Below are 23,752 nucleotides of genomic sequence, written 5' to 3' on the forward strand. Positions count from 1 at the left end.
GCGTGCCGGACGGCTAGTGTCAGAAGGGTGTCAACGACGACGCGGCAGACATCAGAGCAGGCCAAGGAAGAACTGATCGACGAGGCCATCGAGCTGGCCCGATCAGGGAGGGGGACCGGCGGGCCACCGCACGACCAGATCGCTGATCTGCTGCGCGCCTACTACCGCCACGTGGCGCCGGAGGACCTCCTCGACCGTACCGACGTCGATGTCTACGGCGCGTTCGCCGCGCACTACAAGCTCGGCCTCGAGCGTCCCCAGGGCACCGCGCAGGTCCGGGTCAGCACGCCGACCCTCGCCGAGACCGGCTGGTCGGCCGGCGGGCACAGCGTGGTCGAGGTCGTCGTCGACGACATGCCGTTCCTCGTCGACTCGCTGACGATGGAGCTGTCGCGCCAGCTGCGCGACGTACACGTCGTGATCCACCCGGGCTTCGACGTCGTCCGCGACATCACCGGTGCGCTGCAGTCGATGGCCGTGGTGGCCGACGGCGCGCTGGAGCCGGAGGGCGAGGCGGTCCGCGAGTCGTGGATGCACGTCGAGATCGATCGGCTGCCTGCCGGTGACGACCCTGACGCGATCATCGAGGACATCCAGCGGGTGCTCCGCGACGTGCGCGAGGCCAACGAGGACTGGCGCAAGATGCACGCCCAGATGGAGGCCATCGCCACCCAGCTACGCACCGACCCGCCGCCGCTCGACGGCGACGAGGTGCGCCACGCCGCTGAGTTCCTGGAGTGGCTCGGCGACGAGCACTTCACGCTGCTGGGCTACAAGGAGTACAAGCTCGAGCGCCGCGGCGACGACGACTACCTGCGCGCGATCCCCGGCACCGGCCTCGGCATCCTGCGCGCCGACCAGGAGATGTCGGACTCCTCGGGCCGGCTGCCCGAGGCGGTCAAGGCCAAGGCCCGCGAGAAGACGCTGCTCGTGCTGGCCAAGGCCAACTCCCGGGCGACCGTGCACCGCCCGGCGTACCTCGACTACGTCGGCGTCAAGACCTTCGACGCCAACGGCGAGGTCGACGGAGAGCGTCGCTTCCTCGGCCTGCTCACCAGCGCGGCGTACACCGAGTCACTGATGCGGATCCCGCTCATCCGCGAGAAGGCCAAGGCGGTCCTCAAGGACAGCGGCTTCGACCCGCGCAGCCACGCCGGCCAGGCCCTGATGGACACCCTGGAGACCTACCCGCGCGACGAGCTGCTGCACACGCCCGTCGACGAGCTGGCGCCGATGGCCGAGGCGGCCATGAGCGCCCGCGAGCGCCGCGCGGTGAAGATGTTCATCCGGCGCGACACCTACGGCCGCTACGTCTCCGTCCTGGTCTACCTGCCCCGCGACCGCTACAACACCGCGGTCCGCGAACGGTTCTCCCGCATCCTCCAGGAGCGCCTGCACGGCGAGTCGATCGAGTTCACCGTCCGCATCAACGAGTCGACGACCGCCCGCGTCTACTTCGTCGTCCATCTCCCCACGGGCGACCACGTCCCCGACATCGACACCGTCGACCTCGAGCACCGCCTCGTCGAGGCCTCGCGCTCGTGGCGCGACGACTTCGCCCAGGCTGTGATCGCCGAGTACGGCGAGGAGCGCGGCACCAAGCTGGGCCGCCGCTACGCCCTCTCCTTCCCGGAGGGCTACAAGGAGGACTACTCCGCGCGCACCGCGGCGGCCGACCTCGGCCGGCTCGAGGCGATCCGCACCGACGGCCCCGACGACAGCGGCCTCGACCTCTCGCTCTACGAGCAGCTCGACGCGAGCCCCGGCGAGATCAGGCTCAAGGTCTACCGGGTCGGCGACCCGCTCTCCCTCTCCCAGGTGCTGCCGATGCTCGCCTCCATGGGCGTCGAGGTCGTCGACGAGCGACCCCACGAGCTCGAGGGACTGGAGCGGCGGTCGATCATCTACGACTTCGGCCTGCGGTACGGCGAGAACCTGCCCAGCGGCTCGCACGAGCTGTTCCAGGACGCGCTGCGCGCGGTGTGGGACGGGTTCAACGAGACCGACGGCTTCAACGGGCTCGTCCTCGCCGCCGGACTGACCTGGCGCCAGGCCACGGTGCTGCGCGCGTACGCGAAGTACATGCGCCAGTGCAACAGCCCGTTCGCCCAGGACTACATCGAGGGCGCCCTGCGCGGGAACGCCCACATCACCCGACTGCTCGTGTCGCTCTTCGAGGCGCGGTTCGACCCGGTCAGCGGGTCCCCGGACGAGGAGGAGCGCCTCCAGCGGCGGATCCTCGACGCGCTCGACGACGTGGCGAGCCTCGACCACGACCGGATCCTGCGCTCCTACCTCACCCACATCAAGGCGACGCTGCGCACCAACTACTTCCAGAAGGACGCGGCGACCGGCGGACCGCACCCGTACCTGTCGCTCAAGCTCGAGCCCTCGGGCATCCCGGACCTGCCCCAGCCGCGACCGAAGTTCGAGATCTTCGTCTACTCACCTCGCGTCGAGGGCGTGCACCTGCGCTTCGGCCCGGTCGCCCGCGGCGGGTTGCGCTGGTCGGACCGGCGCGACGACTTCCGCACCGAGGTGCTCGGCCTGGTCAAGGCACAGATGGTGAAGAACACGGTCATCGTGCCGGTCGGCGCCAAGGGCGGGTTCTTCTGCAAGCAGCTCCCCGATGCCTCGGACCGCGACGCGTGGCTGGCCGAGGGCGTGGCCTGCTACAAGACCTTCATCTCGGGGCTGCTCGACATCACCGACAACCTGGTCGACGGCAAGACCCTCCCGGCGCGCGACGTCGTGCGTCACGACGGCGACGACTCCTATCTCGTCGTCGCCGCCGACAAGGGCACCGCGACGTTCTCCGACATCGCCAACGGCGTGGCCCACGACTACGGCTTCTGGCTCGGCGACGCGTTCGCCAGCGGCGGCTCGGTCGGCTACGACCACAAGGCGATGGGCATCACCGCCCGCGGCGCGTGGGTGTCCGTGCAGCGACACTTCCGCGAGCGCGGCATCGACTGCCAGGCCGAGGACTTCACCGCCGTCGGCATCGGCGACATGAGCGGCGACGTGTTCGGCAACGGGATGCTCTGCTCCGAGCACACCCGGCTGGTCGCCGCGTTCGACCACCGCGACATCTTCCTCGACCCCGATCCGGAACCGAAGACGTCGTACGCCGAGCGGCGCCGGCTGTTCGAGCTGCCGCGGTCGAGCTGGCAGGACTACGACAAGAGCCTTCTCTCCGAGGGCGGCGGCATCTACCCCCGCTCGCTGAAGTCCATCCCGCTCAACAACGCCGTCCGGTCCGCTCTCGGCATCGACGCCGGCGTGGAGAAGATGACGCCGGCCGAGCTGATGAAGGCGATCCTGCAGGCGCCCGTCGACCTGCTCTGGAACGGCGGCATCGGCACCTACGTCAAGGGCGAGAGCGAGTCGCACGGCGACGTGGGTGACAAGGCCAACGACGCGATCCGGGTCAACGGCTCGCAGCTGCGCGCGCGGTGCGTGGGGGAGGGCGGCAACCTCGGCCTCACCCAGGCCGGCCGGATCGAGTACGTCCTGCGCGGCGGAGACACCGACGGTCCCAGCGAGGAAGGGGGGCGGATCAACACCGACTTCATCGACAACTCCGCCGGCGTCGACACCTCCGACCACGAGGTCAACATCAAGATCCTCCTCGACCGCGTGGTCAAGGACGGCGACCTCACCAGCAAGCAGCGCAACGGCCTCCTCGCCGAGATGACGGACGAGGTCGCGACGCTGGTGCTGCGCGACAACTACGAGCAGAACCTCGCCATCGCCAACGCCGTCGCCCACGCGCCGTCACTGCTGCACGTGCACGAGGACTTCATGCGCCGGCTCGAGAAGGCCGGGACGCTCGACCGCGAGATCGAGGGGCTGCCCTCACGCGCCGAGGTACGCCGCCGGCTCGAACGCGGCGTCGGGCTCACCCCGCCCGAGCTGTCCGTGCTGATGGCGTGGACCAAGATCGTGCTCGCCCACGAGCTGCTGGGCGGCGAGCTCCCGGACGACCCGTACCTCGACGTCGATCTCAAGGCCTACTTCCCGACGCCGATGCGCGAGCGGTTCGAGAGCCAGATCGAGGCGCACCCGCTGCGCCGGGAGATCATCGTGACGCAGGTCGTCAACGACCTGGTCAACGGTGCCGGCATGACCTACTGGCCACGACTGGCCGACGAGACCGGAGCGAGCGTCGCCGACCTGACCCGGGCGAACTTCGTGGCGCGTGAGATCTTCGGGTCGCTGCCGCTACGGCAGGAGCTCCGGTCGTGGGACAACAAGATCGACGCCTCCGTCCAGACCCGGATGCGGATCGAGATGCGGACCCTGGTCGAGCGAGCCTCCCGCTGGCTGGTCACCAACCGTCGCCCACCGCTGGACAGCGTCGCCACCGTCGACCAGTTCGCGGGCCCGGTGCAGGAGACCATGGCGCAGCTGCCGGACCTGATGACCGGCCTCGAGCTCGAGGGGTTCCAGGAGCGGCAGGCCCGCTTCGAAGGGCGTGGTGTGCCGGAGGAGCTGGCCCGCCGGGTCGCAGTGCTCCAGCCGGCGTATGTGCTGCTCGGCATCGTCGAGACCGCGCAGCGTGACGGCGTGCCGCCCCAGGAGGTCGCCCGCCTGCACTTCGCCCTCGGCGAGCGGCTCGGGCTGCCGATCCTGCTCCAGAAGATCGTGGCCCTCCCGCGCCACGACAAGTGGCAGACCATGGCCCGCGCTGCCCTGCGCGACGACCTGCACGCCGTGCACACCCAGCTCACGGCTCAGATCCTGCGAGGCACGCCGGCCGAGAACACCACTCTCGCGCGGATCGCCGAGTGGGAGGAGGGCGAGGCCGACCTGGTCAGCCGCGCCGCGGCGACGCTCCAGCAGATCTGCGGCGACGACGAGGCGGACCTGGCCCGGCTCTCTGTCGGGCTGCGGGTGGTGCGGGGGTTGCTGTCGGGCTGACGTTCCGACGACGGTCACGAACTGCTGTTCCCGCACCGGGCGCCTGCAGGACGTCAAGCCCTTGGAAGTGCGTCTCGCCGGTGCTTCGGCCACGAAAGGAATCGGCCGCCGTGGGGCCTACTCGTCGCGCCGGCGGCAGGGCACACCTGCTGGGGACGGCTTGATCGGGATCGCGGGCGTGAGACGTCAGATCTCCCCGGGTGTGAGCGTGTGAACGTCGCCGGCGGGCTCGTCGCCGGCCGTCGATCGCGTGACCGGCAGCAGCCGCGGCTCGAGCGGTGAGGGGATGCGGCCGGTCGCGATAGCAGCCCGGAGCCGGCGGCGGCGTACCTCCCGGCGGGCTGTGCGGGCTGAGGCAGTCATCGCGAACGCTCCTCAGCAGGCGAGGGGTACGAGGTGGGTGCCGGCGTGCTGGCCAGGTCGAGGGTCATGGCGTCAGCTCCTGCTGGTGCGCGGCGGTGATCCTGGCGCGCGCCTCGGCAGGCAGAGGGCTGTGCGGCTCCCAGTACCGGCCATCGGGGGCGCGCATCATGCGACCGGTCTCCACGCCGTGCTGGACCGCGTCACGGTCGCGGGCCTGCAGGGCCCGGCAGAGGGCGACGGTGACGAGGTAGCCGAGCCCAGGGGCCGCGATCGCGACCACCCGCAGGACATCGACCTGCGTCTCGAAGCCGACGTGGAACAGCGTGCTCACGATGTCGGTGCTGCCGGAGAGCCAGAGCACCCCGAAGAACGTGAACCCGGCGACGCCGAGCCCGGTGCGATGCGGCCGGTCCCTCGGCCGGTCGAGCAGGTGGTGCTCGCCGCGGTCGCGCGTCACCCACTGCTCGAGCAGCGGGTACAGCGCGACGGCCCCCAGCAGGGCCGCCGCCACCAGCTGCGGCACGAGCACGGCCAGCGGCAGCGTGCCTCCGAACCAGGTGACGTCCCAGCCGGACGGAGCCAGCCGCAGCGCGCCGTCGAGCCAGGAGGTGTACCAGTCGGGCTGGCTGCCGGCCGAGGCCGCCTCGGGCGTCGACGGTCCGTAGAGCCAGATCGGAGCGACGGTGAGCGTGGCGCCCATGACGAGCAGGATCCCGCTCGTGATCAGGAACATCCCCGCGCTCCGCACCGCCGCGGCCGGCCAGGGCAGGCCCACGACGTTCGACTCGGTGTGTCCGGCGCCCGACGGCTGCGCGGGCCGCTGGCGGCGACCGACGACGTAGCGAGCCACCAGCACGACGGCCAGGACCGCCGGGATGACCGCGACGTGGAGCCAGTAGAGCCGCGGCACGATGTCGCCGGGGAACTCGCCACCGAAGACCAACCCCGTGAGCCAGCCGCCCACGAAGGGCGTCCCGACCAGGATGCCCTGGAAGATCCGGAGCCCGGTGCCGGACAGCATGTCGTCAGGGAGGGCGTAACCGCTCCAGCCAGCGGCCAGCGCCAGCACGAACGTCGCCGACAGCAGCACCCAGGCGAGCCGGTACGGCTTGCGGAACGCGCCGGTGAAGAACCGCGTCGCCAGCTGCAGCATGAGTGAGGCCGGCAGCACCAGGGCGGCCCAATGATGCGTCTGGCGGATCAGCATCCCGCCCCGGACCTCGAGCGAGAGGTGCACCGTGGAGGCGTAGGCCGCGCTGACCGGCACGCCGCGCAGCAGCGGGTAGCTGCCGGAGTAGGTGACGGTGTCGGCGGACGGCTCGTAGTGCAGGAGCAGGAGGACACCGGTCACGACCAGGACGGCCAGGCACGCTGCGGACAACGCACCGAGCAGGCGGCTCCAGTGGTTCGGCTCGGCGCGGCGGCCGAGGCGGCCGTAGGTGGCGATCGACCGCAGGCTCTTGGGGCGGGCGCCTGCCACTCGCGGCTGGTCGCCGCGCACCCGCATGGTCGTCGAGGTCATGACCGGTTCCTCTCGGGCTGGCGGCTAGGCCGCGCGGAGCGTCTCGCTGAAGCGGAAGGCGTCCTGGATGGCGGCCGCGACCTCATCGGGCCGGGAGACCGAGATGGCGTGCGAGGCGCCCACGAGGGCCTGGACCGAACGGGCACCGGCCCGCTCGGCCTCGAAGGCCAACGCCGCCGCCGGGATGTTGCGGTCCTGCTCGCCGTACACGAACCACGACGGGATCCGCCGCCACGCCGGCGTGCCCGGCAGGCCGTCCGCGAGCGCCTGCTCGGTGACCGGCCGCTGGGTCGCGGCCATCAGCGCCGCCTCCGAGGCCGGTACGTCGGCCGCGAACTGCTGGTGGAACGCGTCGGCGCGGATGGCCAGCTCGTTGCCGCCGGAGCTGACCGGGTAGGCGATCAGCGCCTCACCCAGCGTGCTGCCGGGGAAGCTGGCGGAGAGCGTGAGGGCGCTCTCGCCGGTGTCCGGCGCGAAGCCGGCGACGTAGACGAGGGCGCGGACGGCGTCGTTGTCCGAGGCGGCGGCCGAGATGACGAGGCCGCCGTAGGAGTGGCCGACGAGGACGACGGGCCGGCCGAGACCGGCGATGACGTCGCGCACGTACTGCGCGTCTCCGGCCAGGCTGCGCAGCGGGTTCGCGACGGCGATCGCGTCGATGCCGTTGCCGTGCAGGCGGGCGAGCACGCCGTTCCAGCTCGCGGACTCGGCGAAGGCGCCGTGGACGAGGACGACGATGGGGCGTTCGGTGGACATGGGTGTTCCTTCCGGAGGGTGGGGTGGGAGGTGACGGTCAGGCGGTGTGGAACGCCTTGCGCAGGACGTGGATCGCCTGCTCGATGGCGGCGGTGGGGGCCGGGTCCTCCCGCAGCGGGTTGAGCATCATGAAGTCGTGGAGCGTGCCGTTGTAGCGGACGCACGTGGTGCGCACGCCGGCCGCGCTGAGCTTGCGTGCGTAGGCCTCGCCCTCGTCGCGGAGCACGTCGCACTCGTCGACGAGCAGGAACGCCTCGGGCAGGCCGGCGAGCTCCTCGAGCGTCGCCCGCAGCGGGGAGGCGGTGATCTCGCTGCGCCGCTCGACGTCGGGCAGGTAGGCGTCCCAGAACCAGGCCATCGACTTGGCGGGCAGGTACGGCCCGTCCGCGAACTCGACGTAGCTGTCGGTGTCCTGAGCGGCATCCGTGACCGGGTAGTACATCGACTGGTGGCAGAACTCCACGTCGCCGCGCTGCTTGGCCATCAGCGCGACGGCGGCGGTCATGTTGCCGCCGACCGAGTCGCCGGCCACCGCGAGGCGGTTGATGTCGAAGCCCTCGTCCTCGGCGCGGGCGGTGATCCACCGGGCGGTGGCGTAGGCCTGCTCGATCGCCACCGGGTACTGCGCCTCGGGGGAGCGGTCGTACTCGACGAAGACCACGGCGGCACCGGCGCCGACGGCGAGCTCGCGGACGAGCCGGTCGTGGGTCTGGGCGTTGCCGATGACCCAGCCGCCGCCGTGGATGTAGAGCACGGTGGGCAGCGGGCCGGGGGCGGTGGTCGGCCTCACCACGCGCACCCGGACGTCACCGACCTCGGCGGGGACGGTGACCCATCGCTCGTGGACGTCGGGGCGCGGGGACGGGTGGGCGATCTGCAGGTCGTCGAGGACCTTGCGGGCGCCGTACGCGTCGAGCTCGTAGATGAAGGGCGGCTTCGCGGTGGCGTCGGCGATCGCCTGGGCGGCCGGCTCGAGGTGGTGCTGGTTCATCGGATCTTCCTCTCGGGGTGGTGTCGGTGTCTCAGTGGGTGGTGCTGCGCACGGCGCGCTCGATGACGCGGACCACGGCGTGCGGGTCGGTGACGAGGCCGAGGTGGCCGGCTGCGAACGTGCTGACGGTGGAGCCGGCGCGCTGAGCCATCCGGGTCTGCGCGCTGGCCGGGATGACGCGGTCCTGGGTGCCGATCAGGTACCAGGACCGGATGGAGTGCCAGGCCGGCGACGCGGCGGGCTCGTTGAGCGCGCCGAGGGTGATCGGGCGCTGCAGGGCCGCCGACGCCTCGGCTTCGGCGGGCGACAGGCCGGTGGCGAACGAGGTCAGGAACGTGGACCGCTTGAGGTAGACGTCGGCGTCCGGTCCGGGCGGCAGCGTGCCGGGGACGAAGTCGAAGATCGTGGTCGGGTCCGGCACCGACAGGGCGGAGTCCGGACCTGCCTGCGCCGCGACCGTCTCGCCCCGGTCCGGCAGCGAGCCGTTGACGAAGACGAGCCCCCGAACCTCGGCGTTGCCGGTGGCGGCGTCGCTGATGACGGCCGCGCCGTAGGAGTGGCCGACGAGGACGACGGGCCCGGGCACGGTGGCCAGGTATTGCCTCAGGTACGCGGCGTCGCCGGACAGCGAGCGGAGCGGGTTTGCGAAGGCGACCGTCCGGTAGCCGTCGTGCTGCAGGCCGCGGACGACACCGCTCCAGCTCGACCCGTCGGCCCAAGCGCCGTGCACCAGCACGATCGTGGGCCTGTCGGTCGGCTCGACGGGTCGACCGGCGGAGGCGTCCGGGCTCGGTACGACGAGCAGGCCGGTGAGAAGGACGGCGGCGGCGAGCAGCAGCCCGCGGGTCCGGCGTGGCCGGGTGTGGCCTCGGTTCATGTCGGGCTCCCTGGTGATCGGGGTGGGCGGCGAAGCGCCTCGGTCGGCAGGGATGACCACCGAGGGGCGGCGCGTGTGACGGACTGTTGTCACGGCGAGCAGCCGGCCCTGGTCGGAAGGTCGAGGACGATCAGGCAGGAGGAGAGGGGTCGTGGACCGAGGCCAGATGGCGGAGTTCCTCCGCACACGACGGGCGGCGCTGCAGCCCGAGGACGTCGGGATGCCGCGCGGTCGCGGCCGGCGTACGCCGGGGCTGCGGCGGGACGAGGTCGCTGCCCTCAGCGGCGTCTCGACCGACTACTACACGCGCTTGGAGCAGCCGCATGGCCCGACGCCGTCGCCGCAGGTCCTCGCCGCGCTCTCGCGGGCGCTGCGGCTCACCGAGGACGAGCAGGCGCACCTGTTCCGGCTCGCCGGACAGGCCCTGACCCCGCGCGGGCGCCACGACACCGAGCCGGTCAGTCACGGCATGCTCCGCACCTTCGACCGGCTGGGGGACACCCCGGCCATGATCACCGACGAGCTGGGCCGGACCCTGGCACAGACCCCGCTGGCCCGCGCGCTGTTCGGCGACGAGCGGCGCTTCACGGGGCCGGCCCGGAGCCGCGTCTACCGCTGGTTCACCGACCCGTCCGCCCGGGCGACCTCGCCGGTCGCCGACCACGAGCACCACGGCCGCGTCCTCGTGGGCCGGCTCGCCGCCACCGCCTCGGCGCAGGGCCCTCGGTCCGAAGCGGCCGCGCTCGCCGCCGACCTCCGGCGGCGGAGCGAGGAGTTCGCGGCCCTGTGGGCCGCGCACCCCGTGGACGGCCCGTACTGCGAGCCGGTCCGCGTCGTGCACCCGCGACTCGGCGTGCTCGAGCTGCACGGTGACAGTCTCGTCGACCCCGGCCGTGAGCACGCCCTGACGGTGTTCACCGCCGAACCGGGCACTGACAGCGAGGCCGCGCTGGCCCGGCTGCGCGCCGAGAGCCTTGCCCTCTCCGACCATGGTTGAGCCGCTCCGCCGCTTGCACGGTGGAGGCATGACACTCGAACAACACGTCCGCGACATCCCCGGCCACTGGATCGGGGGAACCACGAGCACCGAGACCGCCCCACGCCTGGACATCGTCAGCCCGCTGGACGGCGCTGTCGTCGCCACCGCGCCCCTGGGCACCGCCGCTGACGTCGACCGCGCCGTCCGGGCGGCCCGCGCCGCCCTGCCCGGGTGGTCGGCGACCGCCCCGGCCGAGCGCGCCCGCATCCTCGAGCGCCTCGCCGACGAGCTCCAGGCGCGGCAGGAGGACATCGCGCAGGCCGTGACCTCCGAGATCGGAGCGCCGATCAGTCTCGCGCGAGCTGCACACGCCGGGTTCCCCGTCCTGGTCACCCGCGCCATCGCGAGCCTCGCTGACGAGGTCGGTTGGCGCGAGGAGGTCGGCAACTCGGTGATCGTCCGTGAGCCGGTCGGCGTCGTCGGCGCCCTCACGCCGTGGAACTTCCCGCTGCAGCAGGTCGTCACCAAGGTGGTGCCGGCGATCCTCGCGGGCAACACCGTCGTGCTCAAGCCCGCCGAGTCAGCGCCGCTGACCGCTCCCATCCTCGCCGAGGCGGCCCAGGCCGCCGGGCTGCCCGACGGCGTCCTCAACATCGTCTACGGCCTCGGAGGGGTGGTCGGCGAGGCGATCTCCCGGCACCCCGACATCGACATGGTGTCCTTCACCGGCTCGACGGCGGTCGGCCGCCAGGTGATGATCGCGGCGTCCGACTCCCTCAAGCGCGTCGCCCTCGAGCTCGGCGGCAAGGCGGCCAACATCGTCCTCCCCGACGCCGACCTCGACCACGCGCTGAGCGAGACCCTCGCCTACGGCTGGACGAACAGCGGACAGGCCTGCGGAGCGTGGACCAGGCTGCTGGTGCCGGCCGATCGCCACGACGAGGCCGTGACGAGACTGGTCGAGCTGGCGGCGGACTACACGGTGGGCGACCCCTGGGACGAGACGACCCGGATCGGGCCGCTCGCGTCCGAGGCGCACTGGGAGCGGGTCAACCGCTACCTCGAGCAGGGCGTCGACGACGGGCTCGACCTCGTGTACGGCGGCCCGGGCCGGGTTCCCGGGCTCGAAGCCGGTGCGTTCATCCGACCGACCATCTTCGCCGGGGTCGACCCCGCGTCCCGGCTCGCTCAGGAGGAGATCTTCGGGCCCGTCCTCGTCGTGATCCCCTACGGCACCGAGGACGAGGCGGTCGAGATCGCCAACGGCACCGTCTACGGGCTGACCGCCGCGGTGTTCGGCGAGCCCGAGCACGCACTCGCCGTGGCCGGCCGGCTGGAGGTCGGGCAGGTCTACGTCAACGGCGCCACGTTCAACCCGCTGGCGCCGTTCGGCGGCCGCAAGCAGTCCGGCGGCGGCCGGGAGATGGGCCGCGCCGGCGTGGAGGAGTTCACCGAGCTGAAGGCCGTTCAGCGTTGATCGAGCGACCCGGCGACCGCCCCGAGGTGGTCGCCGGGTCGCTCGGCCGTTCAGCCCGCGTGGGGCGGCGGCGTCTGACCGTAGAAGAGCGCGCGGTCGCCGCCATCCCAACGCTCGCGCAGGCCCGGTGCGGTCAGGTCCCAGTCGGGCCGGATCTTGCGGGTCACGGCCCGCAGGTCCTGCCACAGCTCGGTCGTCGTGGGCCGGCCCCAGAACCAGTAGCCGTTGTAGACGGAGTGGACGACCAGTCCCGGCTCGAGCACCAGCGTGTGCGGGATCATCGGGTCGTCGCCGGGGTCGGTGTACTCCTGGATGCCCAGGTCGCGCTGGACCGTCCGCTCCGGGTCGGACAAGAACGGCCACTGCGCGCCCACCGCGTCGTGGAACTCCTGGGCACCGCGCGGGCGGTCGGGCGTGATCGTGGCGACCTTGGTGTAGGCCACCGCGATCTTGGGGTAGAACGCGGCGAGCTCGAGGTGCTGCTGGTGCTCCTTGGGGCAGTACGCCCCGCGGGCCAGGGTGAGCACCATCGGATCGTTGCCCTGGATGTCGGAGAGCCGGCGCCTCGTGCGGGTGTGGTCGAGCAGCTCGTAGTCGGGGAAGGTGCCCCCGGAGGTCAGGGCAGGGTGCATGGTGCGACTCCTCAGCGGGCGTTGGTCGGGTCGGTCTGCGGGTTCAGCTCGATGACGTCGGTGACCGCCCGGACGAACGCCTCGGGGGCCTCCTGCGGCAGGTTGTGCCCGGCTCGCGGCACGCGGCGGTGCAGCCGCGGACCGGTGAACCGGTCCGCGTCGGGCAGTCCCTCGGTGACGGGGAAGTTGCCGTCGGCCTCGCCCTCGAGGGTGACGGTCGGGACGCTGATCACCGGACGCTCTGCCAGGGCGCGCTCGAGGTCGTCGTACGCCGGGTCGCCCGGTGCCTGGCCGAGCCGGTGCCGGTAGGAGTGCAGCACCACGTCGACGTAGTCGGGGTTGGCGAACGCGGCCGCGGTCCGGTCGAGCGTCGCGGCGTCGAAGTGCCAGGCGGGGGAGTTGCGCCGCCAGATCACCTCGGCGACCCCGCGCGGGTCGGCGGCCAGGCCGGCGCGTCCGCGCTCGGTGAGGAAGTAGAAGAAGTACCAGAACCCGGCCTCGAGCTGGGGTGGGAGCGGCCGTGCCGCGGCGGCGACGTCCTGGATCAGGTAGCCGTTGACGGTGACCAGCCCGGAGACCCGGTCGGGGTGGAGGGCGGCGGCCACGCAGGCGGCCCGGCCGCCCCAGTCGTAGCCGGCGAGGACGGCCTCCGGCAGGTCGAGGGCGTCGAGGAGCTCGAGCACGTCGGCGCCGAGCGCCGCCTGCTGTCCCGAGCGGACCGTCGCATCGCTGAGGAACCGGGTCGGGCCGTGGCCGCGCAGGTAGGGGACCACCACCCGGTGACCGCGTGCCGCCAGCAGGGGCGTGACCGCCTCGTAGCTGTGCACGTCGTAGGGAAAGCCGTGCAGCAGCAGCACGGCGGGGCCGTCGGACGGTCCCTGCTCGAGGTAGCCGACCTCCAGGGTGCGGGTGGTGACCCCCTTGAGCTGTCCCATGGTCTCGCCCTCTCGCGCCGGACGGTCCGGCTCACCACTACGACCACGCGGAGGAGGATTCGGTGACAGCCAGGTGCCGGGCCGCGCGGACGCGAGACGCGTCCGCGCGGCGGGGCGTCAGGACTGCTGGGCGGCGACCCACTCGTCCCAGCGCGGCCCACGGATCACCGCATCCGGCCCCGGCAGCATCGAGCCGCCGGCCATGCTGGCCGGCGCCGCGACCGCCTCGACCCGCAGGTCGTCTCCGCGGAGCTCCACGAGCCGGCGGACCTGGTCGACCAGCCCCTCCTGCTGCGGGCCGGCCAGGTCCGTGTCGACGGCGGTCTCCGCGGTGGCCAGGTCGACCAGGAGCCGGGCGATCTCTGCGCTGGCCACCGGCTGGGTGGGAACGTCGATGATCCGGGTCACCGCGCCGTCCCGGTTCCACTCGAGCATCTGGCCGGCGAACTCGTGGAACTGGGTGGCGCGCAGCACCACCGGGCCGGGCGCGGACCGGCGGACGGCTTCCTCCTGGGCGACCTTCGCGACGTAGTAACCGTAGTCGGGGCTCTTGTCGGCTCCCACGATCGACAGCACGACGGTCCGGCGTACGCCGGCCTTGGTGGCGGCCGTGCCCAGGTTGGCGGCGACGGTCTCGAAGAACTCGGTCGCCTCGGCCTCGTCGAGGGAGGGGCTCTGGGTGACGTCGATGAGGGCCTCGACACCGACGAGGGCGTCGGTGAGGCCGACGGGCGCGAGCAGGTCGAAGCCGGTCTGCCGGGCGATCCCGACGACCTCGTGCCCGGCCTCGCGGGCGAGGGCGGTGACCTGGCTGCCGATGAGTCCGGTCGATCCGGCGACGGCGATCTTCATGATGTGCTCCTAACACGGATAGTTGACATCCGTGATTGAATCACGAAACACGGATTCCCCCTATCCGGGTTATGCTGAGGTCGTGAAGATGAGCGCTGGGGTCGAGTGGGCGATCCACTGCTGCGTCGTCCTGAGCCAGGCCGACGGGCCGGTCTCTGCCCAGCGGCTCGCTGAGTTCCACGGCGTGTCCCGCACCTACCTGGCCAAGAGCCTGCAGTCGCTCTCGCGGGCCGGGATCGTCGAGACGACCGAGGGGCGGGTCGGCGGCTACGTGCTCGCACGGCCGGCCACGGACGTGACGGTGCTGTCAGTGGTCGAGGCGATCGAGGGGCGCGAGCGGGCGTTCAGGTGCACCGAGATCCGGCAGAACGGTCCGTTCGGGATGCCGCCGGAGGAGTGCCTGCGACCGTGCGGCGTGGCCAAGGTGATGGCGAACGCCGAGCGTGCGTGGCGCGCCTCGCTGAGGGAGGTCACCATCGCCGACCTGGGCGGCCAGCTCGCGGACCTCATGGACGAGCCCACCCAGGTCGCCGTCGGGAAGTGGCTGCGGCCGTGACGCAGGCAGCGGAGAGGGGCGAGTCATGACCGTCTGGGACGACGTGGTTCGGGAACCGGGCACCGCGGCCGAGCCGCTGGCGTCGTCCTCGCACCCCCGCACCGTCGAGATCGGCCGGAGTCGTTCGAGGAGTCCGATGAGCGCCACCTCGCCCCGCCTGGTCGGTCGCCGCGACGAGCGCGGGACGCTCGACGACCTGCTCGTCGACCTGCATGCCGGCCGCTCTGCGACCTGCGTGGTGCGGGGCGAGGCGGGTATCGGCAAGTCGGTCCTGTTGGAGTACGTCGTCTCGCGCGGCGGGAAGCTCACCCTCAGCCGGGCCCAGGGCATCGAGGCCGACATGGAGCTGGCCTACGCGAGCCTGCATCAGATCTGCGCTCCCTTCATGTCGGGCATCTACGACCTTCCGGACCCGCAGCGGGACGCCCTGCAGGTCGCCTTCGGGATGGCGGCAGGGGACCCGCCCGACCGCTTCCTGGTCGGCTTGGCGGTCCTCACGCTGCTGACCCGGGCCTCCGAGAACCGGCCTGTGCTGCTGGTCGTCGACGACGCCCAGTGGCTCGACCGGATCTCCCTGCTGACCTTGGAGTTCGTCGCCCGCCGGCTGCTGGCCGAGGCGGTGGCGATGGTGTTCGCGGTGCGGGAGCCGGAGGGCAGCGCCGTCCTCGTCGGCCTCCCTGAGCTCCGCGTGGCAGGCCTCGACCCGGCCGCCGCCGGTGAGCTGCTCGAGTCGTCCGTGGAGGGGGCGCTGGAGGACCGGGTCCGTGACCGGCTGGTCGCCGAGACCCAGGGCAACCCGCTCGCCCTCCTCGAGCTCTCTCGTGGCCGGAGCGCCGCAGAGCTCGCCTACGGACTGGACGCAGCCGAGACCGCCACGCTGTCGAGTCGCATCGAGCAAGACTTCGCGCGCCGGCTCACCTCGCTGCCCGAGGACACCCGCACGCTGCTCCTCATCGCCGCCGCCGAGCCCGTGGGTGACCCACGACTGCTGCTGCAGGCCGCCGACCTGCTCAGGATCACTCCGGACGCGACTCCGGCGAAGGCAGCCGGTCTCATCGAGCTCGGCGAGAGCCTTCGCTTCCGGCACCCGCTGGCGCGCTCTGCCGTCTACCGGCAGGCCGCACCCGAGGACCGCCGCGCGGTGCACCGCAGCCTCGCGACCGCCACCGACCCGGTCACGGACCCTGACCGACGTGCCTGGCACGCCGCCCAGGCGTCCGACGGACCCGACGAAGAGGTCGCCGCCGGCCTCGAGCGAGCCGCCGACCGCGCTCGGCAACGCGGTGGGATGTCCGCGGAGGCGGTGCTCCTCGAGCGGGCCGCCGAGCTCACCCCCGACCCGTGGACGCGCGGTCGGCGAGCCCTCGCCGCCGCCGGCGCGTACTTCTCCGCTGCCTCCCCTGACCGGGCCACCGAGCTGGCCTCGCTCGCCGAGCTGTGCCCCCTCACCGCGCTCGACCGGGCTCGACTCTCGCGCCTGCGCGCCCGCATCCTCTTCGCCCGTAGCAGGAGCGACGAGGCGGCTCCGCTCCTCCTCGACGCGGCCGGCGCGTTCGCCGCCGAGGGGTCGCCGCTGGCCCGGGAGACCTACCTCGAGGCCATCAGCGCCACGGTCTTCGCCGGACGCGTTCACGGCCCGGCCGGGGCCCGGGCCGCCGCCGTCGCCTCTCGACGGGCGGGCGCCAAGCCATCGAGCTCGCCGGCCTCCGACCAGCTGCTCGACGGGGTGGCGACGCTCCTCGCCGACGGCCACCAGGCGGGAGCGCCGGCGCTGCGCCGCGCCCTCGACCCGTTCCTCACCGAACAGCTCGCCAGCCGGGAGGAGACGATGCGGTGGCTGCTGCACGTGCCGGTGGCGATCGAGTCGTTCATCCACCATGCGTGGGACCTGCCCGCCTGGGACGCCCTGTCGGCCCGCGCCGTCCGGCTCGCCCGCGACATCGGCGCGCTCAGCGTCCTGCCTCCCGCGCTCATCTACGCCGGCGGCGTCCAGATCCACCACGGCGACTTCGCGGCCGCGGCCCGGATGATCGGCGAGGCCGACGCCATCGCCGCGGCGACCGGCAACGCGCCGCACGCCTACGCCGCGCTCGTGCTGGCCGGCTGGCGTGGCGACGAGCAGGCCGCGATGGACCTCATCCGGCCGGCGCTGGCCAACGCCACCGAGCGCGGCGAGGTCTCGCTCCTCGGCGTCACCGGCTACATCCGCGCGGTCCTCTACAACGGGCTGGCGCAGTACGACCGCGCCCTGGAGGCGGCCCGCGCCGGCATCGAGCACGACGGCTACAACTTCACCGGCCTGCCCCTCGTGGAGCACGTCGAGGCCGCCGTACGGTGCGGCCAGCGCGAGCAGGCTCAGGAGTCGCTGGAGCGGCTCCTCGACCTCACGAGCGCCGTCAGCAGCGGCTGGGCCGGTGGCGCGAGTGCCCGCAGCCGTGCACTGCTCGCTGCGGACGAGGACGCCGAGGCTCTGTATCGCACCGCCTTGGCTGAGTTCGACCGCGACCGGGTCGTCGTCGAGGTCGCCCGCACCCATCTCCTCTACGGCGAGTGGCTGCGCCGGTCGCGACGTCGCGCCGACGCTCGCGACCAGCTCCGCACCGGACATGACATGTTCGAGGCCATGGGCGCCCGCGGCTTCGCCGAGCGCGCCCGGCGTGAGCTGAACGCGACCGGTGAGCACGTCCGGGCGCGCACCGTCGAGGTGGTCACCGAGCTGACCTCCCAGGAGGCGCAGATCGCCGCCCTGGCCGCGGACGGCATGACGAACCCGAAGATCGGCGCCGAGCTGTTCCTCAGTCCGCACACCGTCGAGTGGCACCTGAGGAAGGTCTACGGCAAGCTCGGGATCAGCTCGCGGCGTCAGCTGCCCACCGCCCTCCGAGCGCTCGCCGGTGAGGGCTGAAGCGGAGGCCACCGCCCCTCGGGCCGCGACGCGTCGACCATGCGGCGACCACGCGTCGACCATGCGTCGACCATGCGTCGACCACGCGTCTCCCACGTGATCGCGACACGTCGCCACGCGGTCAGCGGACCACCACGCGCTGCGTGGTCGTGGCCCGTGGCCCGCCGCCACGCGGCCCACCACGCAGGTCCGTGGCGCGGCGTACCCGCCTCGGCGGCGAGCGTAGAGGCAGTGCCATTCCCGGCACGTCGCCACGAGGAGGAACCGCCATGTCACCGCTCGCCCTGGACACCGTCCCCGTCGAGACGCCACCGGCTGCAGGCGGTGCAGTCGAGGGCGTGGACGACGTGGATCGTGCGCTGCACGTCTTCCTCGCCCACCGCACCCGGCTGTTCCGCATCGCCCACCGGGTCACCGGCGACGTCGCCAGCGCCGAGGACGTCGTGCAGGAGGCGTGGGTGCGCTGGCAGCGCGTCGACCGTGCCGTCATCAAGAACCCCGCCGCGTTCCTGACCACCGCGACCACGCACCTGGCGATCAACCTGATCCAGACCGCCCGGCACCGCCACGAGACTCCCGCCGAGCCGCCCCTGATCGACCTCGTGGACACCGCGCAGGACCCGGCGGCCCGGGCGGAGGAGGCCGCGGCGGTGGAGGAGAGCATGCGGTTGATGCTCGCCCGGCTGACCCGCCCCGAGCTGACCGCCTACCTGCTGCGCAAGGGCTTCGACTACGCGTACGCCGACCTGGCGCGCCTGCTGCGGACCACCGTCCCGAACACCCGCCAGCTCGTCCGGCGCGCTCAGCTGCGTCTGGACGGCGGACCCGACCGCCCGGTCGAGCAGGCCGAGCTGCGACTCTTGACCGCCGTCTTCCTGCATGCCGCCCGCACGGGCCACGTGGAGGCGCTCGAGCGGCTCCTGGCCGCCGACGCGTCGGCCCCCGGATGCGGCGGAGTGCGCCGGCCGAGGGTCCGATACGGGCACCGGCCGACGCCCCGGATCGCCTGATCTCGCTCTCGCCTGGGCCTGCCCGTCCCCTCAGCATGGTCGCACCGCGGACACCGTGATGACTCGATCGAGAGTCACTCACTATGCTCGCGCCGAGCCATGGAACGAAGTCCGAGACCGTCGGCGGCCCTGCTCGGACGACGGCGTGAGTGTGCAGCACTCGACGAGCTGATCACGTCCGTCGAAGGCGGCCTCAGCGCGTCGCTCCTCATCCACGGTGAGGCCGGCATCGGCAAGACCGCCCTGCTCCATTACGTCCGTCAGAAGGCCGAGACCTTCCGCGTCGCGCGCCTGGCGGGGATCGAGGCCGAGGCGGAGCTCGCCTTCGGGGGCCTGCACCAGCTCTGCCGACCGTTCCTCGCGCACCTGCCTGGACTGCCCCCGCCTCAGCGCGAGGCACTCGAGACGGCCTTCGGCCTGCGGACCGGAACCCCTCCCGACCGCTTCCTGGTCGGCTTGGCCACCCTCGGCCTCCTCGCCGATGTCGCCGCCGAGCGGCCGCTGCTCTGCCAGGTCGACGACGCACAGTGGCTGGACCAGGTCTCGGCCCAGACCCTCGCCTTCGTCGGTCGCCGCCTCTCCGCAGAGCGCGTGCTCCTCCTCGCCGCCATGCGCGACCCGGTTGCCGGACACCCGTTCCAGGTCCTTCCGCAAGAGCAGCTGACCGGCCTCGACGACCACGACGCTCGAACGCTGCTGGCCAGGAGCGCTCCGGGCCGCGTCGACGAACGGGTCCGGGAGCGGGTGCTCGCCGAGGCGCGCGGCAACCCGCTGGCCCTCCTCGAGCTGCCCCGGACTGCAACGACCTTCACGGTAGGGGCCGGCGACGGCGATCGATCGGTCACCGGCAACCACGTCGAGAGGGCATTCCGTCGACGACTCCAGGCGCTGTCGCCCGACGCCCAGCGGTTCCTGCTCCTCGCCGCCGCGGACCCGGCCGGGGACGTCTCACAGCTGCGTCTGGCCGCCGAGGCGCTGCACCTCCACGTCGAGGTCGCGGCCGCCGAGGCGGAAGCGGCGGACCTGCTCACGGTGCGGAGCATGGTGCGATTCCGACACCCGCTGGTCCGTTCGGCGGCCTACCACTCGGCCTCCGCAGCGGAGCGCCGCCAGGTGCACGCCGCTCTCGCCGCGGCCACCGATCCCCTGACCGACCCCGATCGCAGGGCGTGGCACCTGGCCAACGCCACCGCGGCCGCGGACGAGCGGGTCGCCGCCGGGCTCGAGGCGGCCTCCGGGCGCGCCCGCGCGCGCGGCGGTGTCGCCGCCGCTGCCGCGTTCCTCGGCCGGGCCGCCGAGCTCACGGCCGATCCCGAGCGCCGTGGCCGGCGAACGCTCGAGGCGGCGACCCTGATGTCCCAGGCGGGGGAGTTCGGCCCCGCCCTCGAGCTCCTCGACGCCGCGCGGCTGCATCCTCTCGGTGAGCGCGACGAAGCTCGAGCCGAACTCGTCCGGGGACAGGTACTGGCCGCATCGCGCAGCGCGAGCGCCGGGCTGCCGCTGCTGCTCTCCGCGGCATGGCGGCTGGAGACGCTCGACCCGGCGCTGGCGACACTCACCTACCGCGACGCGCTCTACGCGGCCCTGACCGCCGGCAGCGTCCCCCGGGAGCCAGGCGCGGCCGAGCACGTCGCTGCGGCCATCCTGATGAGGCGACAGGCCGTCGATCGGTCCCGCGCCGACCTCCTCCTCGAAGGCGCAGCACGCCTGGTGACCGGCGACCCCGCCGGACTACCCCAGTTACAGGAGGCGCTCACGGCGTACGAGTCCGCTGACCTCGAGCCGGAGGAGGCACTCGGGTGGCTCCCCCTCGCCTGCCGGATGGCGCACGACGCGTGGGAGTTCGGCACCTGGTCGTTCCTCTCCGGCCGCCTCGTCGACCTCGCCCGGGCCGCGGGCGCCCTCGCCGTGCTGCCCTCGGCGTTCCTGCTGCGGCTCTCCAACCGGGTCTTCGCCGGTGAGCTCGCCGCCGGGGAGGCGCTCCTGGCACAGGCCACTTCCCTGGCCGAGGTCGCCGGCAGCGGATTCGCAGCCAACTACGGCGCTCTGGTGCTCGCGCCGTGGCAAGGGGAGGAGGAGTGGACGGCGGACCTCATCGGGCGCATCAACGCGGACAGCTCGATCCAGGGCGAGGGCAAGGTGATCACGGCGACCCGATGGGCGGCTGCCGTGCTCGCCAACGCCACCGGACACCACGAGGAGGCGCTTGTCGCGGGGCGGGGTGGCGCGGCGCACCCCGCGGAGATGGGCCTCTCCACCTGGTCGATGGTGGAGGTCGTCGAGGCGGCCTCCCGGGTCGGCCGTCCGCAGGAGGCGGAGGACGCCGTACGCCGGCTGCGCGCGAGTGCGCTGGCCAGCGGCAGCGACTGGGCCCTGGGCACGGCGGCCTACGTCTCCGCCCTGGTCGCGCGCGACGAGGACGCTGAAGAGCTCTACCAGGAGGCGGTCGACCGCCTCGAGCGCGCCGACGTCCACGCCCTCGCGGCACGGGCCCACCTGGTCTACGGCGAGTGGCTGCTCGGACAGGGACGCATCGACGAGGGGCGCGACCGGCTCGCGCACGCCCACGACCTGTTCGAACGGATGGGCGCGGCCGCCTTCGCCCGACGTGCCCTCGCCGCGCTCGGCACCAGCCGCTCCGCGGTCAACAGCCAGGCACGGACGGCGCCATCACCGCTCACCCCGCAGGAAGCGCAGATCGCGGCGCTCGCTGCCACCGGCATGACCAATCCGGAGATCGGGGCGGAGCTCTTCCTCAGCGCCCACACTGTCGAGTGGCACCTGCGCAAGGTCTTCGCCAAGCTCGGCATCCGGTCGCGGCGGGAGATCGCCTCGCGACTCGCTCGGTGAGGCCTGTCACGAACACGTGAGGAGTCCGGTCGTCCCAGTGACCGGGCACCGGTCCGGCACGAGACCTCCAGGAGCCACCCATGCCCGAGCAGCCTCACCGCACCGATCGCCTCCGCGACGACATCGACCTCGAGATCGCTCTCGCCCGGGCCGGCGCGGACCCCGCCGGCGACGACGAACCGGAGGCCGAGCCTTACCTGACCAGGCTGCTCAGCCTCCGGGATGCCGTCGCGGCCGGGGACACGGAGGAGGGCTGAGAACGGGGAGACCGTCAGCCGCGGTCCGCCGGCGCGACGTACTCGAAGGTCGGTCCGGCGGTGGACTCCTCGTCCTCGTTGGGCAGCTGCATGAGCGCCTGGGCCTGCGCCTTCAGCCCGTACATCTCCCCGACCGCCGCGCCCAGCAGTCCCGGGTTGCCGTTGAAGGCCTGCTCGAGGTGGTTCAGCAGCGTGCAGTACGAGACGTTGAAGCGCTCCTGCGCGACCCGGATCTCGCTGCCCGGCTCGTGGTCGGCGATCCGCGGGTTCGGCCGCATCGGCCACACGCCGTCCCAGTCCACGGTCACCGGCTCACCGCTCGGACCCGAGACCGGGGTGTCACCGCGCTGGAAGCGCCGGCCCAGCTTCAGCTCGAGGACCCGGAAGTAGTGCCCGACCTCGTCCCGGTCGGGGTGGAACATGTCGTGGTCGCCGTCCCAGACGTCGCGGTGGGCGGCGCCCTCGCCCTGCTCCACGATCTCGTCGAGCGCCTGCAGTGCCGAGTCCAGCCCGTCGACCGCGATGATGCGGCCCGAGCCGCCGTAGGGCACCGTCGGGGTGGCCTGCCGCGCACGGTCGCCGCTGAACACGGCGTCCTCGCCGAGCTCCGCGCACAGGTCGACCAGGCCTGCCCGGATCGCGGCGTAGAACTGGCCGATCGTCTCGTAGCCCTCGCTCTCGGGCGCCGCCTCGCGGACCGAGGGCCGCTCGATCCGGAGCAGCAGCTCGATCGCCTGCGGGCCGAACGGGAGGAGCTCGACGTCGAAGGACCGGTCGGCGTGCGGCAGCGTCGTCGGGTAGGCGGGCAGGAGCCGGGGCGAGTCGAGGATCGGGCTGCCACCGACCGCGTTGAGCAGGTTGGCCGCGAGCGTCAGGTGCAGCATCTCCTCGATGAAGATGCTCTCGACGACCTCGGCGGCCGCCCGGTTCCGCTGCGGATCCAGCGAGTAGAGGGCGCACAGGTACGGCGGCAGCGTCGCGTGCTCGAGCTCGATGGCCCACTGCAGGTGCTCACGCAGGCTCTCCATGCTGTCGATCCGGGCGGGCGACAGGGGGACGGGGGATGTCATCTGGTTCATGCCCCTCCGACCGGACGGAAGCCGCCGACGTGACGAGTCACAAGCCGTCCCCACCCCCGGTCATTCCTGCCGACGAAGCACGACGCAGGAGGAACCATGAACGACGTCCAACGACGCATGCGCACCGACGAGCTGGTGGACCGGCTCAGGACGGCCACCGACGAAGAACGCGCGGAGCTGGTCGACGACCTCGCTGTGACCAACATGGTGCTGGCCCGGCGCATCGCGCACCGCCTCGGACGCCACTCCCAGCACGTTCTGGATCTGGAGCAGGTGGCCTATCTCGCCCTGGTGCGGGCCGCGCGGGACTTCGACCCGACGCTCGGGCACGACTTTCTCTCGTACGCCGTCCCGTGCATCAGGGGCGCGGTCAAGCGCTACTTCCGCGACTCGGCCTGGCTCGTGCGACCGCCGCGGACCGCACAGGCGCAGTACCTGCGGTCCGACCACGGCGACGACGTGGTGGACGGCGTCCCCCTCCGGTCCTGCCTGAGGCCCTACAGCCTGGACGCTCCCGATGACACCGCCGCACCGCTGAGAGAGACGCTGGTCGACCTCGACGACCGGACCTGGGAGCAGACCGAGGCACGACTCATGCTCGCGCCGCACCTGAAAGCTCTCCCCGTCCAAGCGCGGCGGGTGCTGCACCGGCGGTTCGTCGAGGACCGCACGCAGCAGCAGATCGCGGACGAGCTCGGCGTGTCGCAATATCACGTCTCCCGACTGCTCGACCGCTACCTGCGCCAGCTGCGTGAGCGGATGACCGAGCCCGCCTGAGCCGGCCCGGC

General features: G+C 72.6%; 18 protein-coding genes. 9 read left to right on the forward strand and 9 right to left on the reverse strand.

Features of this window, described 5'->3' with window-relative positions:
- Positions 1 to 27 precede the first annotated feature (27 nt).
- Positions 28 to 4,923 (forward strand): NAD-glutamate dehydrogenase, encoded by a 4,896-nt coding sequence (locus QDS12_RS09655; RefSeq protein ID WP_279878777.1) that lies wholly within the window; start codon positions 28 to 30, stop codon positions 4,921 to 4,923.
- Between the two features lie 186 nt (positions 4,924 to 5,109).
- Here QDS12_RS09655 and QDS12_RS09660 read toward each other — a convergent pair whose 3' ends face one another.
- The 5 genes from QDS12_RS09660 to QDS12_RS09680 all read right to left on the reverse strand — a co-directional run bounded on the left by QDS12_RS09660 (position 5,110) and on the right by QDS12_RS09680 (position 9,432).
- Positions 5,110 to 5,286 carry a hypothetical protein gene (locus tag QDS12_RS09660; RefSeq protein ID WP_279878778.1) on the reverse strand — a complete coding sequence of 59 codons (177 nt, stop codon included), beginning with the start codon at positions 5,284 to 5,286 and terminating at the stop codon, positions 5,110 to 5,112.
- 64 nt (positions 5,287 to 5,350) lie between these two features.
- Entirely contained in the window at positions 5,351 to 6,808 is a 1,458-nt protein-coding gene (locus QDS12_RS09665; RefSeq protein WP_279878779.1) for a cytochrome b N-terminal domain-containing protein, read from the reverse strand.
- A gap of 24 nt (positions 6,809 to 6,832) precedes the next feature.
- Positions 6,833 to 7,564, reverse strand: coding sequence for an alpha/beta hydrolase (locus QDS12_RS09670; protein ID WP_279878780.1), 732 nt, complete (start codon positions 7,562 to 7,564; stop codon positions 6,833 to 6,835).
- A gap of 37 nt (positions 7,565 to 7,601) precedes the next feature.
- Complete coding sequence (locus QDS12_RS09675) at positions 7,602 to 8,555, reverse strand: alpha/beta hydrolase (protein WP_279878781.1); 954 nt, start codon at positions 8,553 to 8,555, stop codon at positions 7,602 to 7,604.
- A gap of 31 nt (positions 8,556 to 8,586) precedes the next feature.
- Complete coding sequence (locus tag QDS12_RS09680) at positions 8,587 to 9,432, reverse strand: alpha/beta hydrolase (RefSeq protein ID WP_279878782.1); 846 nt, start codon at positions 9,430 to 9,432, stop codon at positions 8,587 to 8,589.
- A gap of 151 nt (positions 9,433 to 9,583) precedes the next feature.
- On the opposite strand from QDS12_RS09680, the gene QDS12_RS09685 reads away from it, so the two are divergent.
- A complete protein-coding gene (locus tag QDS12_RS09685) occupies positions 9,584 to 10,429 on the forward strand; it encodes a helix-turn-helix transcriptional regulator (protein ID WP_279878783.1) in 846 nt (281 codons plus the stop codon).
- A gap of 28 nt (positions 10,430 to 10,457) precedes the next feature.
- Positions 10,458 to 11,888, forward strand: coding sequence for an aldehyde dehydrogenase family protein (locus QDS12_RS09690; RefSeq protein ID WP_279878784.1), 1,431 nt, complete (start codon positions 10,458 to 10,460; stop codon positions 11,886 to 11,888).
- Between the two features lie 50 nt (positions 11,889 to 11,938).
- Here the strand turns inward: QDS12_RS09690 and QDS12_RS09695 are convergent, their stop codons facing one another.
- The 3 genes from QDS12_RS09695 to QDS12_RS09705 all read right to left on the reverse strand — a co-directional run bounded on the left by QDS12_RS09695 (position 11,939) and on the right by QDS12_RS09705 (position 14,307).
- Positions 11,939 to 12,520: a redoxin domain-containing protein gene (locus QDS12_RS09695; RefSeq protein WP_279878785.1), complete on the reverse strand. Its 582-nt coding sequence runs from the start codon at positions 12,518 to 12,520 to the stop codon at positions 11,939 to 11,941.
- 11 nt (positions 12,521 to 12,531) lie between these two features.
- A complete protein-coding gene (locus QDS12_RS09700; RefSeq protein ID WP_279878786.1) occupies positions 12,532 to 13,455 on the reverse strand; it encodes an alpha/beta hydrolase in 924 nt (307 codons plus the stop codon).
- Positions 13,456 to 13,572: 117 nt separating this feature from the next.
- On the reverse strand, positions 13,573 to 14,307 hold the full coding sequence (locus QDS12_RS09705; RefSeq protein ID WP_279878787.1) for an NAD-dependent epimerase/dehydratase family protein: 735 nt from the start codon (positions 14,305 to 14,307) through the stop codon (positions 13,573 to 13,575).
- Between the two features lie 88 nt (positions 14,308 to 14,395).
- Here QDS12_RS09705 and QDS12_RS09710 point away from each other — a divergent pair, with 88 nt between their 5' ends.
- The 5 genes from QDS12_RS09710 to QDS12_RS09730 all read left to right on the forward strand — a co-directional run bounded on the left by QDS12_RS09710 (position 14,396) and on the right by QDS12_RS09730 (position 21,885).
- Positions 14,396 to 14,863 (forward strand): Rrf2 family transcriptional regulator, encoded by a 468-nt coding sequence (locus QDS12_RS09710; protein ID WP_279880408.1) that lies wholly within the window; start codon positions 14,396 to 14,398, stop codon positions 14,861 to 14,863.
- 25 nt (positions 14,864 to 14,888) lie between these two features.
- Positions 14,889 to 17,768, forward strand: coding sequence for a LuxR family transcriptional regulator (locus QDS12_RS09715; protein ID WP_279878788.1), 2,880 nt, complete (start codon positions 14,889 to 14,891; stop codon positions 17,766 to 17,768).
- A gap of 269 nt (positions 17,769 to 18,037) precedes the next feature.
- Positions 18,038 to 18,778 carry a sigma factor gene (locus QDS12_RS09720; RefSeq protein ID WP_279878789.1) on the forward strand — a complete coding sequence of 247 codons (741 nt, stop codon included), beginning with the start codon at positions 18,038 to 18,040 and terminating at the stop codon, positions 18,776 to 18,778.
- A 99-nt stretch (positions 18,779 to 18,877) separates the two neighbouring features.
- Positions 18,878 to 21,628 carry a LuxR family transcriptional regulator gene (locus tag QDS12_RS09725; RefSeq protein ID WP_279878790.1) on the forward strand — a complete coding sequence of 917 codons (2,751 nt, stop codon included), beginning with the start codon at positions 18,878 to 18,880 and terminating at the stop codon, positions 21,626 to 21,628.
- A gap of 80 nt (positions 21,629 to 21,708) precedes the next feature.
- Positions 21,709 to 21,885 carry a hypothetical protein gene (locus tag QDS12_RS09730; RefSeq protein ID WP_279878791.1) on the forward strand — a complete coding sequence of 59 codons (177 nt, stop codon included), beginning with the start codon at positions 21,709 to 21,711 and terminating at the stop codon, positions 21,883 to 21,885.
- Positions 21,886 to 21,899: 14 nt separating this feature from the next.
- Here QDS12_RS09730 and QDS12_RS09735 read toward each other — a convergent pair whose 3' ends face one another.
- Positions 21,900 to 22,964 carry a ferritin-like protein gene (locus tag QDS12_RS09735; RefSeq protein WP_279878792.1) on the reverse strand — a complete coding sequence of 355 codons (1,065 nt, stop codon included), beginning with the start codon at positions 22,962 to 22,964 and terminating at the stop codon, positions 21,900 to 21,902.
- Between the two features lie 96 nt (positions 22,965 to 23,060).
- Between QDS12_RS09735 and QDS12_RS09740 the strand changes: the two genes are divergently transcribed.
- A complete protein-coding gene (locus tag QDS12_RS09740; protein ID WP_279878793.1) occupies positions 23,061 to 23,741 on the forward strand; it encodes a sigma-70 family RNA polymerase sigma factor in 681 nt (226 codons plus the stop codon).
- The last annotated feature ends 11 nt before the right edge of the window (positions 23,742 to 23,752 follow it).

The organism is Nocardioides sp. CER19 (assembly GCF_029846275.1).
Classification (GTDB): Bacteria; Actinomycetota; Actinomycetes; order Propionibacteriales; family Nocardioidaceae; genus Nocardioides.